This is a genomic window from Hymenobacter aerophilus DSM 13606 (assembly GCF_000382225.1).
Lineage (GTDB): Bacteria > Bacteroidota > Bacteroidia > Cytophagales > Hymenobacteraceae > Hymenobacter > Hymenobacter aerophilus.
Window position 1 is genome coordinate 29,690 of record NZ_KB907801.1, and the last position, 16,073, is coordinate 45,762.

General features: G+C 61.8%; 18 protein-coding genes. 11 read left to right on the forward strand and 7 right to left on the reverse strand.

Annotated elements, in window-relative coordinates; all coding sequences use genetic code 11:
- Window positions 1–14 precede the first annotated feature (14 nt).
- Window positions 15–524, forward strand: a complete 510-nt coding sequence (locus H145_RS0101685) for a helix-turn-helix domain-containing protein (RefSeq protein ID WP_019946397.1) — start codon at window positions 15–17, stop codon at window positions 522–524.
- 93 nt (window positions 525–617) lie between these two features.
- A complete protein-coding gene (locus H145_RS0101690; RefSeq protein ID WP_019946398.1) occupies window positions 618–1,418 on the forward strand; it encodes a hypothetical protein in 801 nt (266 codons plus the stop codon).
- A 43-nt stretch (window positions 1,419–1,461) separates the two neighbouring features.
- On the opposite strand, the gene H145_RS0101695 is transcribed toward H145_RS0101690, so the two are convergent.
- The 3 genes from H145_RS0101695 to H145_RS0101705 form a co-directional block, all read right to left on the reverse strand.
- Window positions 1,462–2,160 carry a metallophosphoesterase family protein gene (locus tag H145_RS0101695; protein ID WP_019946399.1) on the reverse strand — a complete coding sequence of 233 codons (699 nt, stop codon included), beginning with the start codon at window positions 2,158–2,160 and terminating at the stop codon, window positions 1,462–1,464.
- A 172-nt stretch (window positions 2,161–2,332) separates the two neighbouring features.
- Complete coding sequence (locus H145_RS0101700) at window positions 2,333–2,560, reverse strand: hypothetical protein (RefSeq protein WP_019946400.1); 228 nt, start codon at window positions 2,558–2,560, stop codon at window positions 2,333–2,335.
- Window positions 2,561–2,670: 110 nt separating this feature from the next.
- A complete protein-coding gene (locus tag H145_RS0101705; protein ID WP_019946401.1) occupies window positions 2,671–3,168 on the reverse strand; it encodes a hypothetical protein in 498 nt (165 codons plus the stop codon).
- A gap of 133 nt (window positions 3,169–3,301) precedes the next feature.
- Between H145_RS0101705 and H145_RS0101710 the strand changes: the two genes are divergently transcribed.
- Window positions 3,302–3,874, forward strand: a complete 573-nt coding sequence (locus H145_RS0101710; RefSeq protein WP_019946402.1) for an NADAR family protein — start codon at window positions 3,302–3,304, stop codon at window positions 3,872–3,874.
- A 151-nt stretch (window positions 3,875–4,025) separates the two neighbouring features.
- Here H145_RS0101710 and H145_RS0101715 read toward each other — a convergent pair whose 3' ends face one another.
- Window positions 4,026–5,498, reverse strand: coding sequence for a hypothetical protein (locus H145_RS0101715; protein WP_157540979.1), 1,473 nt, complete (start codon window positions 5,496–5,498; stop codon window positions 4,026–4,028).
- Window positions 5,499–5,691: 193 nt separating this feature from the next.
- Between H145_RS0101715 and H145_RS0101720 the strand changes: the two genes are divergently transcribed.
- The 7 genes from H145_RS0101720 to H145_RS0101745 all read left to right on the forward strand — a co-directional run bounded on the left by H145_RS0101720 (window position 5,692) and on the right by H145_RS0101745 (window position 10,491).
- Complete coding sequence (locus tag H145_RS0101720) at window positions 5,692–5,946, forward strand: 4a-hydroxytetrahydrobiopterin dehydratase (protein WP_019946404.1); 255 nt, start codon at window positions 5,692–5,694, stop codon at window positions 5,944–5,946.
- A 176-nt stretch (window positions 5,947–6,122) separates the two neighbouring features.
- On the forward strand, window positions 6,123–6,881 hold the full coding sequence (gene rsmI / locus H145_RS0101725) for a 16S rRNA (cytidine(1402)-2'-O)-methyltransferase (RefSeq protein WP_019946405.1): 759 nt from the start codon (window positions 6,123–6,125) through the stop codon (window positions 6,879–6,881).
- The gene (gene lnt, locus H145_RS19495; protein WP_157540982.1) at window positions 6,871–8,550 is read left to right on the forward strand and encodes an apolipoprotein N-acyltransferase; all 1,680 of its coding nucleotides are present in this window, start codon (window positions 6,871–6,873) and stop codon (window positions 8,548–8,550) included. Before rsmI ends, lnt begins: the two co-directional genes overlap by 11 nt.
- 3 nt (window positions 8,551–8,553) lie before the next feature.
- Window positions 8,554–8,826, forward strand: a complete 273-nt coding sequence (locus H145_RS23870; RefSeq protein WP_157540985.1) for a hypothetical protein — start codon at window positions 8,554–8,556, stop codon at window positions 8,824–8,826.
- Window positions 8,827–8,846: 20 nt separating this feature from the next.
- Window positions 8,847–9,647: an inositol monophosphatase family protein gene (locus H145_RS0101735; protein ID WP_019946408.1), complete on the forward strand. Its 801-nt coding sequence runs from the start codon at window positions 8,847–8,849 to the stop codon at window positions 9,645–9,647.
- Between the two features lie 165 nt (window positions 9,648–9,812).
- On the forward strand, window positions 9,813–10,010 hold the full coding sequence (locus H145_RS19500; protein WP_019946409.1) for a FeoB-associated Cys-rich membrane protein: 198 nt from the start codon (window positions 9,813–9,815) through the stop codon (window positions 10,008–10,010).
- 136 nt (window positions 10,011–10,146) lie between these two features.
- Entirely contained in the window at window positions 10,147–10,491 is a 345-nt protein-coding gene (locus H145_RS0101745; protein WP_019946410.1) for a hypothetical protein, read from the forward strand.
- A gap of 68 nt (window positions 10,492–10,559) precedes the next feature.
- On the opposite strand, the gene H145_RS0101750 is transcribed toward H145_RS0101745, so the two are convergent.
- Window positions 10,560–11,462: a mechanosensitive ion channel family protein gene (locus H145_RS0101750; RefSeq protein WP_019946411.1), complete on the reverse strand. Its 903-nt coding sequence runs from the start codon at window positions 11,460–11,462 to the stop codon at window positions 10,560–10,562.
- A 40-nt stretch (window positions 11,463–11,502) separates the two neighbouring features.
- Window positions 11,503–12,525, reverse strand: a complete 1,023-nt coding sequence (locus H145_RS0101755) for an SPASM domain-containing protein (protein WP_026351190.1) — start codon at window positions 12,523–12,525, stop codon at window positions 11,503–11,505.
- 250 nt (window positions 12,526–12,775) lie between these two features.
- Between H145_RS0101755 and H145_RS0101760 the strand changes: the two genes are divergently transcribed.
- Window positions 12,776–14,722: a vWA domain-containing protein gene (locus H145_RS0101760; RefSeq protein ID WP_019946413.1), complete on the forward strand. Its 1,947-nt coding sequence runs from the start codon at window positions 12,776–12,778 to the stop codon at window positions 14,720–14,722.
- 369 nt (window positions 14,723–15,091) lie between these two features.
- Here H145_RS0101760 and H145_RS0101765 read toward each other — a convergent pair whose 3' ends face one another.
- A complete protein-coding gene (locus H145_RS0101765) occupies window positions 15,092–15,826 on the reverse strand; it encodes a porin family protein (RefSeq protein WP_019946414.1) in 735 nt (244 codons plus the stop codon).
- Window positions 15,827–16,073 lie beyond the last annotated feature (247 nt).

A 16,073-nucleotide genomic window follows, 5' to 3' on the forward strand; every position in this document is an offset into this window, starting at 1 on the left:
ATCTTGTCCTTTCTATGGAAACACCCCAGCAGCTTGCCGAGGTCCTGACCAGTCTTCGGGTGGGCAACCAGTCGTTTCTGGTGCAGTTTTATGAGCAGAACCGGACGCTGTTTGCGCGCTGGGCGCGGCGGCAGCACCAGCTGGAGCCCGTGTCCGCCCACGAGCTGTTGCGCACCGTGCTGGTCGAGTTCTACGACCAGGTAGCCGATGGCCGCCTCACCAAAGTGCCCGACAATGTGCGCGCCTATGTGTACGGCCTGGCCGATGAGCAGGTGCGCGCCGCCCGCACCACCGCCCAGCTGCCGGCTCTCGAAGACGGCCGGCGCCAGCGCTTGCTGGCCCTGTTCCGCACGATGGGCCTCGACTGCCAGAAAATGCTGATGTATTTTTATTTCCGGGGCTACCACTTCGAGAAAATGGCCGGCAAGATGGGTTTCGCCAACGCCAACGTGGCCCGGATGCAGAAATCGAGCTGCCTGCGCAAGCTCTACGAGCTGCGCCTGCGCGCCGCCACGGCCGCCTAGCCCCTCGTCAGTGCCCTCGCACCGGGCTTCTGCGTAGCTTCGCTGCGGCGGGTCCCGCTTCCGTTTCATTAGCCCGCCGCTTTTTTTGCCCGTATGCCTCTGTCTGCCCCCGACCTGCGCCCTTACCTGGAAGAGCTGGAACGCTTTGCCGATGGCCAGCTGAGCGCCGCCGAGCAGGAAGCCTTCGAAGCCCGGCTCGAAACCGACCCGGCCCTCTATCAGGCTTACCAGCAGTACGAGCAGCTCACGGCCGACCTACGTTGGGTAGCGGGCCACGAAACCCTGTACCAGCGCCTGCTGGCCCTCGACCGCCGCCTCGACCAGCGCCAGGAGGCCCTTTCGCGGGTGCGGCGGCGCCAGCGCCAGCAGCAGAGCCGCTGGGGCGTGGGCGTGGCGGCCGCCGTGCTGGCGCTGCTGGGCTTATGGCTGCTGTGGCGCCCCACTGCGCCTTCGGCCGCCACCACCTGGAAGCGCTACTACCAGCCCGAAGCCGCCCTGCCCGATTCGGTGGTGCGCGAAACCCAGCGCCCGCTGCTGGCCGAGGCTATGCGCCACTACCGCGAGGGCGAGTTTCCGCCGGCGCTGCAGGCGCTGCGCCGCATCCCGACCAGCGCCATTGGCCAAGATACACTGACTTACTACAACGGTATTTTCCTGCTGAGCCAGAACGAGCCCGAGCAGATTCAGGCGGCCCAGCCGTTTCTGCGGCGGGTGGCCACGCAGCCCGGCTCGCCGCTGGCAGGGCGGGCGCGCTACCATCTGGGCATGGCCTACTGGCGCAACCAGCAGACTACGGCCGCCCGCAACACCCTGCGCGCCGTGTCCAACGACCCCCGCAACCCCTACCAGGAGGCGGCCCGCCGCGTGCTCCGCTCCCGCGTGCTGAAAGACTAACGGCGGCCAACCAGCCGGCTGCGTGCCCGGGATAAAAAGGGCCTTACCGCTTCGCAATCGGGTAGTCGGGCTCGATGTTGGGCTGCAGGGTCAGCTCGTCGGTGTCGAGGTTGAAGGCGGCCAGATGGCGCAACTCGGGGTTGTGGCGGTACACGGCGCCCGTATCGAGGCAGACGGCGCCGGGCTGCGTGGCCAGGCGGCGCTGCACTTCGGCGTAGGGTGTGGGCACGTGGCCGTGCACCAGCCGGCGGCCTTCGAGGCGCGCGGCATCAAACACAAACTCCTTGGTGTTTAGCATGGTGTGCCAGTCGCGGCGCATGTCGGCGGCGGGCTGGCGGAAGTCGTAGCCGGCATGCACCAGCGTCCAGCCTGCAATATCGAGCTGGTGGGGCAGGTCGCGCAGCCAGCGCAGGTACTGCGCGGGGAGCTCCTGGGGGCGGCTGATGCAGAAGCTGCGCAGCGTCAGGAGGCGCTCCTGGTCGGTGAGCCAGGCTTGGTCGGCGCGGCCTTCGGCGGCATCGAGCAACTCCTGGTCGTGATTGCCGCGCAGGCACACTACCCGGTAGCCCTGCGCGGGCAGCGCCATCAGGTAATCGAGCACGCCGCGGCTGTCGGGGCCCTTGTTCACGTAGTCGCCCAAGAAGTACAGCTCGTCGGCGGGGCGTAGCGCCAGGCGTTTTTCCAGCAGCTCGCGTAGTGTCAGCAGGCAGCCGTGGATGTCGGTAAGGGCGTAGCGGGCCATATTTTAAGCTTTTAGCGGATAGCCATTAGCTGTTCGCTTTTCGGCTGAACAGCAGGTACGGGTCAATAGGAAGGTTTATGCCCAAACGCAACGGCAAGAAACCGCCTAAAGCTAAACGAGCACCCAATTGCGTGAGTGCTCGTTTGGTATTCAGCGGCGCACGGTAAGCGGCTTAGCTGTAAGCCGGCTTGTCGATATCGGGCTTGTCGTAGTTGCGGTTGGGGTTGTTGCGCAGGTGGGGCGGAATCTCGTCCAGCCCATCCTCAGTGTACTCGTCGGCCAGCTCCTTCTGGTTATCATCAATAGCCAGCGGTTTGCTGTTGGGGTCGGACTTGCGCTGGCCCTGGCCAGCCGGGTCGCCACTATGCTCGGGCGACTGTTGGTTGCTTTTATCAGACATGATAAGGCGGGTTTTGAGGTTAACATATAGCTATCAGCCGCGGGCTGTCAGCTTTTTAATTATGAATGTAAGCCGTTGACAGAAAGGGATCTGGCAATAGACGGGTAAGCCTACTGGTCGATGGCTGTGTCTTTGGCCTCGTAGTCGGTGAGGTCGGCGTTGGTGCCTTCGCGGGCGAGCTTGGCGTTGGAAGGCGGGTTGGTCTCCATCTGGCCCATGCCCACACGCGAGTCGGGGTCTTCCATCTCGTCGGGGCCGCGGCGGGCGTCGTCGGCGTCGAGTTCATCTACGGGGCGGCGGGGCTCCTGCGTGAGCTTGCGGGCCGGCATATCCTGGTTGGGGCGGTCGGGGCGACCTTCCTCAGTGGTGCGCATGTTGTCGCGCGGCGGGGCCGTTTTATCCTCGTTCTGGTTCATGGACACGGCCGTGATACCGTCGGAGCTGTCGGTGCCGTAGCCCTGCTTGCCTTCGCGGTTGCCGAAGCCGCCGCGGGCATCCTCGTTCTTGGGCGGGTCGGCGCCGGGCACGATGTGGCCGGCTTCCATTTCCTGCTGCGAAGTATCATCGTTGATGACGCGCACGGGGCGGTCGTTGGGGTCGGTAGCCATAAGGGGTTGCTGGTTAAGTGGGGGTGGGGGAGAGTTGCTAAAGTGTACTGTGGTTTGCGGGTTTGGGTTTAGCTTTGGGCAGTTGCCGGCTTGTCGGGCGCTGCCAACCTTATCCTTTTCCTACTGCTCCTTTATGGCTGCCGCGCTCCTGTCCATTCGTTCCGTTGAAGCCCTGTTGCGCCACTTGGAAGCCGGGGAGACAGCTAAATACCTTTATTTTTGGGGGCACACGCCGGCCAACAAAAGCCGCGTGGGGAAGGAGTGCTTCAGCCAGTGGTACCCGGCTGCCTTTACCATCGACGGCAACATGTATCCGACGGCCGAACACTACATGATGGCCGAAAAAGCCCGGTTATTCAGCGACGAAACCACCCGCCAAGCCATCCTAAAGGCAGTCCACCCCAACGAGGCTAAAAAGCTGGGCCGCCGCATCACACCCTTTGAGGAGGCCCGGTGGCAAGCGGCCCGTTTCGACGTTGTAGTGCGCGGCAACGTGGCCAAATTCTACCAGCACCCGGAACTGCGGGAGTTCCTGCTCGGCACCAGTAACCGGGTGCTGGTAGAAGCCAGTCCTGTAGATGCTATCTGGGGCATTGGGCTGGCCCAGGAAAGCCCCCATGCTGCTCATCCTAAAGAGTGGCGCGGCCTCAATTTGCTGGGTTTCGCGCTCATGGAGGTGCGAAGCCAATTGCTCAACCAGCCGTAGAAGGCAGGTTAGGCAGTCTGAAAGAAAGAACCCAAATTACCCCCGATCTTAAAGTAACAATGGGCAACCCCGAATGTGGGATTGCCCATTGTTACTTTAAGATCGGGGGCAACTCAAGCCGTTTTTTGCAAAATGACGAGTGGAGTGCAGGCTAGTGGTAGAATAGCTTTTTCTCCTTCATAATGTTCCAGTGCACCATCATTTCAGCCGCTTGTGCGGATACATTGGGGTCCGTAATCGTGCCCCAGTTCATCACTCCGCAGTCGGCTTCGAGGTGCACAATGGGTTCCGTAGAGTTAGCAATGATGCGCATGCAGTCCGTTTCGCAGTTGTTGTCGCGCAGGTTGGCCACGTCGGCCAGGGAGTACACCGCCACCAACGCTACGAGGGTCGGCAGATACAGCCGGTTAAAGCGCGGCGGCCCATGCTGGAGCAGGTATAGCGTGCTGACACCGAAGAAATAGATCAGGGCCAGTGTTACGGGAATGATGGTGTCGCGACGAACAATATTAGGCCGATACTCACGGTAGCCACCTAATGGCAACAGCGCGACATATATTACCGACAACACCAGCAGCCACTTGGCAATGGTAAACATCGTCGCTGTTTTCTCATTCTGCGGGCTGAGTTTCAGCAGTAGTATGTTTACGAATACGGCTGCTACCAGCAAAGGGAAACCTAACTCGGAAAGGAATTCCTGCGGAATGCCACCCCACAGCTTACCGTAAATTTCAGCCAGCGAGAATAGCGGAATGTTCGCGTTATTGAAGGTGCCAATGTACAGCGAGTAGCCGCAGCAGAAGACGAAAAACAGCAGTTGCGCCAGTATGGGCCAGTAGGGACGCTTAGACAGCCGCCGTACTCCCGCCCGCAAAGACAGGTGTTCGGCCTTGCGAACCTTGGCCAGCAGACTCAGCGCCAGCGCCAGACAAATCAGTCCGCCCACGGCCGGAATCAGGGGGCCGTTGAGGGCTAGCACTACCGCTAGGATAGGTAGCGCCACCTGCCAGGGCCGGCTGATGGGCTGGGGAGTACTGCTGAACACGGCCCGGTGTAGCGGCACAAAATACAGGAGCAGCCCCACCATGGGCAGCGAATAAAAGAAGGTGTAAGTAATGGAGCGGTCGATGATGCCCATCTGGCCCGAATAACCGGCCGTCTGAAAAAACGGGGTAGCCAGCAGCGCCGCAATCAGCAGGTTGCGGCTATTGATTTTGCTGTTGAAGCTTATGTAATACGCCAGCAACGCAATCAGGCTGGCCTGAATCAGCACCTTGGCAATGGCGCAGGCCATATAGGTACTATAGATTGGCTCAACGAAAGCCTGCAGCATGAGTGGCACGTTGCGCATGTAAAGCAGCAGCGACTCGTGCGCGAAATACCGGTTGGGACTCGCGTACTTCTCGCCCTTGAGCAACGCCCGCAGCCCAAACGGGTCGTCGAGGATTTCCTGAATGTTAGGGTGCGGAATGATGTGGGAAACCATGTCGCCGTCGTGCATCACGTTCAGATGCTCCACGTACGAATAGCCTAAATCAATCAGTAGCGGAATCAGTAACAGCCAATGGGCATGACGTAGAAAAGCCCCCCATTTCTGGCGTGGGGCACTAGCAGAGTCAGTCATGAAAGAGCAGGAAGATAAAGCAGATGATAAAGCGGCATATGGCCAGGAGCCCTGGCCTTTTTGGCAAGCAGGCAAAGTTACCATATGTCGGTTTATGCCGGGCTGCTGAACAGAGCCGCTGCTGCCCCGAGTGCCATTCCTGCTGTTTATCCCTACCCCTGGCTACCTTGCAGTACTCCATTTCTTCTGCCTTATGTGGACCGAACAAGACAACGCCCTCTGCCATACCTTCCGTTTCGAAGACTTTAAGGTGGCTTTCAGCTTCATGAGCGACGTGGCCGAGGAGGCCGAATTCCAGAACCATCACCCCTGGTGGAGCAACGAGTACAACACTGTCAGCTTCCGCCTGCGCACCCACGACGCGGGCAACACCATCACCGACAAAGACCGGCAACTGGCCGCCGCCATCGACCAGCTGGCCGCCGAGTACGGCGGGGTAGAAGCTTGAAGTCAGCCTTTGGGCCGGTATGAACGTCATTCAGAGCGTAGCGAAGAATCTCGCGGGCTGATGCGGTGACGGTTACTCAACGATTAGCACGCGAGATTCTTCGCTGCGCTCTGAATGACGTTCATGCCGGCTGCTAACAACCAACAACTGGCAACCGATAAACTACCTTTGTGGCTATGTCGGAACCTACGCCTACGCTGCTTTACCTGGTGCCCACGCCCATTGGCAACCTGGAGGATATCACCCTGCGGGCCATCCGCATACTGGGCGAAGTGGATTTGGTGCTGGCCGAGGATACCCGTACCAGCGGGCGGCTGCTACAGCATCTGGAGCTGAAAAAGCCTTTACTCAGCTACCACCTGCACAACGAGCACCAGCAGGTACCGCGGCTGCTGGAACGGCTGGCCAAGGGCGAAACCATGGCCCTGGTGTCGGACGCCGGCACGCCGGGCATTTCCGACCCGGGCTTTTTGCTGGTGCGCGAGTGCCTGGCCCGGGGCTTTAAGGTAGAGTGTTTGCCGGGCGCTACGGCCCTGGTGCCGGCGCTGCTCAAGTCGGGTTTCGGGGCCGAGCGGTTTACGTTTGAGGGGTTTCTGCCGGTGAAAAAGGGCCGCCAGACGCGCCTGCAGGAGCTGGCAGCGGAAACCCGCACCATGATTTTCTACGAGTCGCCGCACCGGATTGTGAAGACGCTGGAGCAGCTGGCCGACGTGCTGGGTCCCGAGCGGCCCGCCTCAGTGAGCCGCGAGCTGACCAAGCTGTTCGAGGAAACCGTGACGGCCCCGCTGGCCGAGCTGGCCCAAAACTTCGCCGCCCGCCCGGCCATCAAAGGCGAAATTGTGCTGGTAGTGCAGGGCCGCCCCCACGAGCGTGCCGCTAAAGCCGACCGCTACAAAAAGTACGACGACGACCAGACTGACGACGATGCCGAATAATATCACTCTGCCGCAACCCGGTGTGGCGCCTGCCAAGGGCCTGAACTACTGGCTGCCGAGCCTGCTGGCGCTACTGAGCGCCGGGCTGCTGTGGGCCGGCTGGCCGGTGCACCCGGCCCCGCTGGCCTTGCTGCTGCTGGTGGCCTGGGTGCCCTACCTGCTGCTGGAGCAGCGCCTGAGTGCCCAGGGGGCCAGCGGCTGGAAAGTGTGGCGCTACGGCTACCTCACGCTGGTACTCTGGAACCTGTTCACCACGTATTGGGTGAGTTTCAGCACGCTGGGCGGTGGCATTGCGGCCGTTGTGTGCAATGCCCTGATGATGAGCGCGGCGCTGGCGGCCTTCTACCACACCAAAAAACGGTTTGGCCCCACGCTGGGCTACCTCTCGCTGCCCATCTACTGGATTGCCTTCGAGCAGCTGCACCTGCACTGGTTTCTCACCTGGCCCTGGCTTACGCTCGGCAACGGCTTCGCCCAGGCCAACTCGCTGGTGCAGTGGTACGAGTACACCGGATTTCTGGGCGGCTCACTCTGGATCTGGGTGGTGAACCTGCTGGTTTTTCATTCGATCAGCAAATGGCGAAGCAATGGGCCGGCTTCGAGCCGGGTGGCGCGTCAACGCCTGCTCGTAGTGCCCTTTCTGGCTGTCTTGCTGCCTGGGCTGCTGTCGAAATATATTGGCAGCAAATACCAGGAAAAGGGCCCGGCGGCCGAAGTGGTAGTGGTGCAGCCCAACCTCGACCCGTTTCTGGAAAAGTTTGAGGGCGCGCCCAACTTTGTGCCCTACGATCAGCAGCTGGCGCGGATGATGACGCTGACCGAGCAGCAGCTGACGCCCCAAACGCGCCTCGTGCTCTGGCCCGAAACCAGCCTCGATGAAACCTACTTCGAAAGCAACATCGAAACCTACCCGCGCATCAGGCAGCTCCGGCAGTGGCTGGGTACCCACTCCGGCCTCGACCTGGTAACCGGCCTGACCACGGTAGGCCAGTACGGACCCGATAAGGCGCAGGCCAGCCCTACGGCCCGTTTCCGCGACGACTTAGGCTACTACGATCTGTTCAATGCGGCCCTGCACCTGGGCCCGGCCACCAATCCGGCCGCGTTCTACCACAAAAGCCGCCTCGTGCCGGGCGTGGAGGGCGTACCACCCTGGCTGTCGATGTTCGTAATTGACCTTGGCGGTTCGGCTGGCGGACTGGGCTCGCAGCCCGAGCGTGCCGTATTCGGAGCGGCGGCCGAGCCGGCTTTGCAGGTTGCGCCCGTTATCTGCTACGAGTCGGTGTACGGTGATTTCGTGGCCGATTACGTGACTAAGGGGGCCACGCTTATCGGCATCATCACCAACGACGGCTGGTGGAGCGACTCGCCGGGGCATAAGCAGCACCTGCAATACGCCACGCTCCGGGCCATCGAAACCCGCCGCGACGTGGCCCGCTCGGCCAATACCGGCATTTCGGGCTTCATAAATCAGAAGGGTGAAATCACGCAGCAGTCGGGCTGGTGGGTGCAGGCCGCGTTGCGCGGTACCGTGCACCTCAACACCGAGCTCACCTTCTACGTCCGCCACGGCGAGCTGATTGGCCCCGCCTGTCAGGTGCTGGCGGTGCTGTTGCTCATCGGCACCATCACGGCGGCGATGGGACGGAAGAGACTAGCTACAAACTAGGTCATGCGAAAAATTGCATTGCTGCCTCAGCCAACAGATGCCTTAAAGCGGCTCATGTTATATAAAGCTTCAGACGGCGTATATCTGTTTGGATACGATACGTTGACAGATAGCAATAGTCAGTGGGACCTTTGGTTTGAAACAGTGGATGAAGCAGAATTGGCAGCACTGCAAAATCATCATGTTGCTATTACATACTGGGAAATTATTCCAGATCCGCTGGAAGGTCATCAGCACGATTGGATTGCACCAGTTTTGCTAAATCCCTTCAACTAAGCACTACGCACTACATCATCATGGATTACAACGAAATCAGCTTTCAGCTTGCGGCCGTAACGCGCTACGCAGGGCAATTTATCCGGCAGGAAGCAGCCACGTTCAACCGCAGCCACATCGAGCACAAGGGTGTCCACGACCTGGTTTCGTACGTGGATAAGGAAACCGAGAAGCTGCTGGTGGCGGGCCTGCGCGAGGTGCTGCCCGAGGCCGGCTTCATCACCGAAGAAGGCACCGCGGGCGCCGAGCGGGCCGAGGAGTTCAACTGGATTATCGACCCGCTCGACGGCACCACCAACTTTGTGCACGGCCTGCCGGTGTACTGCGTGAGCGTGGGCCTGATTCGGGGCCAGGAGCTGGTGGCCGGCGTGGTGTACGAGGTGGTGCGCGACGAGTGTTTCCGGGCCGCCAAGGGTGCTGGCGCCTTCTGCAACGAGCAGCCCATCCACGTTTCCGACGTGCCCGACCTCAACTCCTCGCTCATCGCCACGGGCTTTCCCTACACCGATTTCGGCCTCATGGACGACTACCTGAAGGTGCTGGGCGCCTTTATGCGCGGCTCGCACGGCGTGCGGCGGGTGGGCTCGGCGGCGGCCGATCTGGCCTACGTGGCTGCCGGCCGCTTCGAGGGCTTCTTCGAGTTCAACCTCAACTCTTACGACGTGGCCGCGGGCATTCTGCTGGTGCGCGAGGCTGGGGGCCGCGTCACCGAGTTTCTGCAGGATGGCGACCCGCTGTTCGGCCGTGAGGTGGTGGCCAGCAACGGCCAGGTGCACGGCGAGATGCAGGAGCTGATTGGCGAAGTTTGGCAGAAGGGCTAGGGCCTCACGGGTGGCGTGTAAGGCGCCGACAACTCCTCAACGGCATCAACTTAAAAGGAACTTTGTTGAACAAAGCGGGTTCATTTGAGAGAAAGGAAGTTCTGCCTGCGGCTGGTATTCTCTTTCACTGAGCACTATCAACGAAGCACCAAGCTCGAAACCATCATGTGGCTACAATATCTCATCATTGCGCTGCTATTTGCCGGGGCGGCCTTCTACGTGGGGCGCATTTTCTGGCGGGCCTTCGATAAGCGGCAAAGCGGCTGCGCTAAGGGCTGCGGCAGCGCCTGCTCGGGTTTCGACGCCGACCGGCTGCAGCGCACGATTGAGCTGGCCGAGCAGCGGCAGAAAGCCGGCAGCTAGGGCCAGATGCATTTTTCGGGCTTCTGAGATAACCTGCCCCCGTACCGGCTACGTATAGCCCGGCACGGGGGCAGCACCATTAGCGGCCCCTGCTATTCTTTCCCGCACCTCCTTCTGACACCTAAGCCCTTTGGTCATGCAAGACAACGAAAAAGAACGCAGCCTCGTGAATGTGGAAAGCAAGCTGAACGCCGACGGCTTCACGGCCGATTTCCGGGTAACCGACGGCAAGCTTTACCCGCTTAGCGACGATAACAAAGCCCGCGGCTACATGCCCGAGGAAGTAACCATCGTGGATTTCTACCGCTTCGAAGGTGAAAGCAACCCCGACGATATGTCGATTCTGTACGCCATCGAAACCACCGACGGCGTGAAAGGCACCATCGCCACCGCTTTCGGCACCTACGGCGACACGAGCGTCGATGAGTTCCTCAAAACGGTAGAAGACCTGGGCAAAAACCTCGACAAGCACCACAAGTAACCGGCCCCACGGCCGGCTCCCTCCCCCAAGCAGTGCGCCCCGGATTCGTTCGGGGCGCACTTTGCCGTTTAGTCGGGCCGCAACCGGCCGGCTAGGGGCGACCCGGGTGCGGTATTGGGCGCAATGTTGAGCGTCTGGATAGGGAAGGGAATCGGGATGCCGGCCTGGTCGAGGGCGCGCTTGATGCGCAGGATGGCCTCGCTCTTGGCGCCCACATAGTCCACGTCGCGGCGGTACGGAATCCAGAAGCGCAGGGTGAAATTGACGGCGCTGGGCCCGAATTCGGTGAACATCACCTCCAGCGGCATATTGGCCAGCCGGTTCGGGAAATCCTGCATGCAGTTTTCCACCACGCTGCGCACCTGCTCCAGCCCGGCATCGTAGGGCACGCGGCACTCCACATCGACGCGGCGCTGGGTGGTTACGGTGAAGTTGATGACCGGGGCCTCGAACACCTTGCGGTTGGGCACCCGCACCAACTCGCCCGTTACCTGCCGCAGGTTCAGCGTGCGCAGGTTGATGCTCTCAATGGTGCCGAAAAAAGTGTCGGTCTGGATAAGGTCGCCGACCATAAACGGCCGCTGCACCGCGATGATGATGCCGCTGATGAAGTTGGCCGCAATATCCTGAAAGGCAAAGCCCAGCGCCAGGCCCACAATGCCCACGCCGGCCAGCAGCGAGGTCACAGTTTTGTCGAGGCTGAGCACCTCCAGCATGAAAAAGATGCCAATCAGCAGCACGCCGGCGTGCACGGTGGTGGCAATAAGGTTGGTGAGCGTAACGCTGGGCGAAATGCGCGGCAGCACGCGCAGCATCAGCCGCCGCACCAGCCGGGCCACAAAGTAGGTGGCCACCAGAATCAGCAGGGCAATCAGCAGGTTGGGCAGCAGCAGAATCAGGCCCTGCAGCCAGCGCGTCAGCTTCTCGGAAAGCAGGGAGAAAGCGCGTTCAAACTCAGTCGAGCCAATCATAAAGCAGCAGCCAGAAAAGACAATAACGCACTTTTCAAGCTCACCCCCACACTTTCGTGCCTTCCGAGCAGTTGCGGCACATTTCTATCTGGTCGCGGCCCTTGAGCAGCGAGGCGCGGAACTGCCGGTACTTGGGCCCGTGCCAGAGCTGGCGGAAGGTTTCGGTTTTGAGGTCGCCCTGGCGGTACTCGGCGTCTTTGTCGAAGCAGCAGGGCACCACCAGCCCGTCCCAGGTTATCACGCAGGAGTGCCACATTTTCCAGCAGTGGTTGAGCAGCTTGTTTTTGAGCTGCCAGGTGCCGTCGCCCTGGTTTTCGTAGCGCGAGTAGTAGTCGATGGTCGGGATGAGGGGCGAGCCGTGGTGGTGGTCGTAAATCTGGGCCGTTTTAAACCACACGTCGTCCACGCCCAGTTCGCGGGCCAGCATGCGGGCGTCATCCAGCTGGTGCTCGTTGGGCCGCACCACCAGAAACTGGAACACGATGCGCGGCGTGCTCGACTTCAGCTGTTTGCGCCACTTCACCACGTTGCGGGTGCCCTCCAGCACTTTGTCAATTTTGCCGCCCACCCGGTACTGCTGGTACACCTCCTGGGTAGTGCCGTCGAGCGAAATGATGAGCCGGTCGAGGCCCGACTCGACGGTGCGGCGGGCGTTGGTGTCGTTGAGGTAGTGGGCGTTGGTGCTGGTGGCGGTGTAGATGCCCTTACCGGCCGCGTACTTCACCAGATCCAGGAAGTTAGGGTGCAGGTACGGTTCGCCCTGGAAGTAGAAAATCAGGTACCAGAGCCGGGAGGCCACCTCGTCGATGGTTTTGCGGAACAGCTCGTCGGGCAGCATGCCGGTGGGCCGGGTGAAGGAGCGCAGGCCGCTGGGGCACTCGGGGCAGCGCAGGTTGCAGCTGGTGGTGGGCTCGAAACTGAGCGCCACTGGCAGGCCCCAGTGCCGGGCCTTGCCCGTGGCCTTGCTCAGCAGGTAGCTGCCCACCACCTGCGCCCCGTTCCAGAGGCGGCGCGGGGTGGCTTTGGAGAGGAAGTTAAGCGAATCGGTGAGCAGTGAGGGCATAAGCGGGGGTAAAGGTACGGCCCGCACGGGGAGCCGCAGGCTGAGCGTCATTCAGAGCGCAGCGAAGAATCTCGCGTGCTGGCATTGGATTAGTATTTCAATGTGGGCAGGCGAGATTCTTCGCTGCGCTCTGAATGACGTTCGGCCAACAGCTTTTTTTAGAATCCCGTGTGGAATCTGTGCCGGCCGCGCATCAGCTACGCAGAGCCCGGCCGGTTCGCTATGGTTTCACTCGCTATTCTTTCTGCTGATGCACCGTTTTCTCTATCTCGCGCTGGCGGCCGGGCTGTTGCCCGCCGACCGCGCCACGGCCCAAATGGCCCCCGCAACCGTCTCCGCTGTGGCCCCGGCGACCTACACCGTTACCGGCCGCGTAACCGACCGCGCCACCGGCCAGGGCCTGCCCGGCGTCACGGTACTCGTGAAAGGCACCAACATCGGCGTGAGCACCCAGGCCGATGGCCGCTACCAAATCGAAGTGCCGAACTCGGCCAAAGTGCTGGTGTTTACCTCGATTGGCTTCGAACCCAAAGAAGTGAAGCTAACCGGCCAGAAAGTGGTGGACGTGGGGTTGTCCACTGATTCAAAAACTCTGAGCGAAGTGGTAGTAACCGCCCGCGGCGTAGAGGGCCGGGCGGCCCCAATCCGGATTCGCGGCGCGGCCTCCAAAGGCCAGGTAGCCCAGCCCGCCGCCGATAGGGCCAGCTACGGCCAGCCTTTCTTTCCGCAGCCGAAGCCGCAACCGCAGCCTGAGCCCGGCGCGGGCGACACCTACGCCAGCGTGGCCGAAAACGGCTTCCACTCGGCCCGCAAGGAACCTCTGAGCACGTTCAGCATCGACGTGGATGCGGCCAGCTACAGCAACGTGCGCCGCTTTCTGCAGCAGGGCCAGCTGCCGCCGCCCGAGGCCGTGCGGGTCGAGGAAATGCTCAACTATTTCCAGTACGATTACCCCCAGCCCGCCGCCACGGCCGCCGAGCCCTTCCGCGTCATCACCGAGCAGGCCCAGTGCCCCTGGAACCCGCAGCACCAGCTGGTGCAGGTGGCCCTGCAGGCCCGCAAAGTTGCTACCGACAAACTGCCGCCCGCCAACCTTGTATTTCTGGTCGATGTGTCGGGCTCGATGAGTGGCCCCGACCGGCTCGGGCTGGTGCAGCAGGGCCTGAAATTGCTGGTCCAGCAGCTGCGCCCCCAGGATAAAGTGGCCCTTGTGGTGTACGCCGGGGCCGCCGGCACGGTGCTGCCGCCCACCGCCGGCTCCGAAAAAGCCACCATTCTGCAAGCCATCGACAACCTGAGCGCGGGCGGCAGCACGGCCGGTGGCGCGGGCCTGCGCCTAGCCTACGACGTGGCCCGCCAGAACTTCAACGCCCAGGGCAACAACCGCGTCATTATCTGCTCCGATGGCGACTTCAACGTGGGCGAGCAAAGCGACCAGGCTATGGAGCGCCTCATTGGGCAGCAGCGCGAGTCGGGCGTGTTCCTGACGGTGCTGGGCGTGGGCCGCGGCAATTATCAGGATAAAAAGATGGAACTGCTGGCCGACAAAGGCAACGGCAACTACGCCTACCTCGACAACCTCGACGAGGCCCGCCGGGTGCTCGTGGGCCAGTTCGGCGGCACGCTGTTCACGCTGGCGCAGGATGTGAAGCTGCAGGTCGAGTTCAACCCGGCCCGGGTGCGCGAATACCGCCTCGTGGGCTACGAAAACCGCCTGCTGGCCCCCGAAGACTTCAACAACGACCGCAAAGACGCCGGCGAGCTGGGCTCGGGCCACACCGTTACCGCCCTCTACGAAATCGTGCCCGTGGGCGCGCCGGCCACCGTCGATGCGCTCAAGTACCAGCCCGCCCCGGCCACGCGCCCGGCCCTGGCCTCGGCCGAGCTGCTGACCGTGAAGCTGCGCTACAAGGAGCCCCGCGGCACCGTCAGCCGCAAGCTGGAGCTGCCGCTCACGGGCGTGGCCCGGCCGCTGGAGCAGGCCAGCGAAAACCTGCGCTTTGCGGCCGCCGTGGCCCAATTTGGTCTGCTGTTGCGCCAGAGCGAGCACCGCGGCAGCGCCACCTACGCCGCTACCGCCCGCCTCGCCGAAGGTGCCCGCCGCTTTGATCCCGAAGGCTACCGCGCCGAGCTGGTGCGCCTCGTACGCCTGGCTGAGGGCCTGCAGCCTGCCCCGGTGGTAGTAGGCGCCCGGTAACACCCAACAGCGCACCGCCGGCTTTCCGGCCTGCCATTGGCAAAGCCGAAAAGCCGGCGGCGTGGCCGTCGTCAAAATAAATGCTGATTTGGGCCGTTAGCTTGCAACCCTACCGAGCCGGCTGGTGCTCCTGCTTGCAGCAGGACCGCCCGCTATCGGCGGCCCCAACCCCACTTTCCGAAGGTGGCCCACCTCACTCACGGGCGGCAGGCGAAGCGAGTTGCAGCTCCTTTGTCACCCAGGCCGCCGGGCCGCCTTCGGTTTTTTTAGCTCAGTATTGAGTAGTGGGTATTGAGTAGTGAGCTGCTGTCCTACTGAAAAATACTTTTAGAACAGCAACTCACTACTCAATACCCACTACTCAATACTCTAAAAAGAGTAGTTCAGCGAGGCTTTGATGACGCGGTTCTGAGCGTCGAAGTTGTTGTTTTTGTCGAGCGAAGACAGGCCGTAATCGTAGCCGGCACTCAGGCCGAAGCCGTTCTGGAACTGGTAGCCCAGGCCGCCCACCACGGCGAAATCCACGCTGCGCAGCTGGTCTTTCACGTCGAAATCGTTCTGGTAAGCCGAAAAGCCGAAGGCGCTGGCCTTCACGCGGGCCTTACCCGAGAGCAGCACCGAGGCCTGCGGGCCGGCATACACATACAGCCCGTCGGTGATGTAGGCCTTGGCCAGCACCGGGATGTCGAGGTAAGCCAGGCGGGCGGTGCCGTCGAGCTTGGCGTTGATGAATTTGAACTGCTCGAAAGGAATGGTGCCCTTCAGTTTGGTGCCCTTTTCGGAGTAGCCCAGGCCCGGCTCGATGGCGAAGCGCGGCCCCAGCGGCAGCGTAGCGTACAGGCCGGCATAGAAGCCCGGCTTCATTTGTTTGTTGACGGCGCCGTTGGCCAGGTCCGTCAGGTCGGTAAACGAATCCACCGCGTCGCCCGAGAGGTCGGCTACGTTCAGGCCGGCCCGGATGCCAAACTTCACGCCATCGGTGGCCGAGGAGGAGCTATAGGAAGGGGCCGGGGCGCGGCGCACCTGCGCCTGAGAAGCGGTAGCAAAACCGGAAACGAGCAGGGCGGCGGCGCCGAGGCGGGCAAGGAGTTGGTTGGTACGCATAGTTGAGTTGGTTTCGGAAGGAAGAAGACGGGCCGGCGCAGAACAAAGGGCGGCCGGCACACAAGGCCATTTGGCAAAACCGTGCCAGTTTCAGCGCGCCTCCAGTTTCGCGCTCCAGCCAATGTCAGAAACCCTCAGTCAAATATCTGAAATACAATATGCAACGGGGTGAAAACTGAATTTCTCAACTGAAATCTCCCCCGTGCATTCAGCCTTGCCCGCGCAGATGCCAAAACCGCAGGCCCCG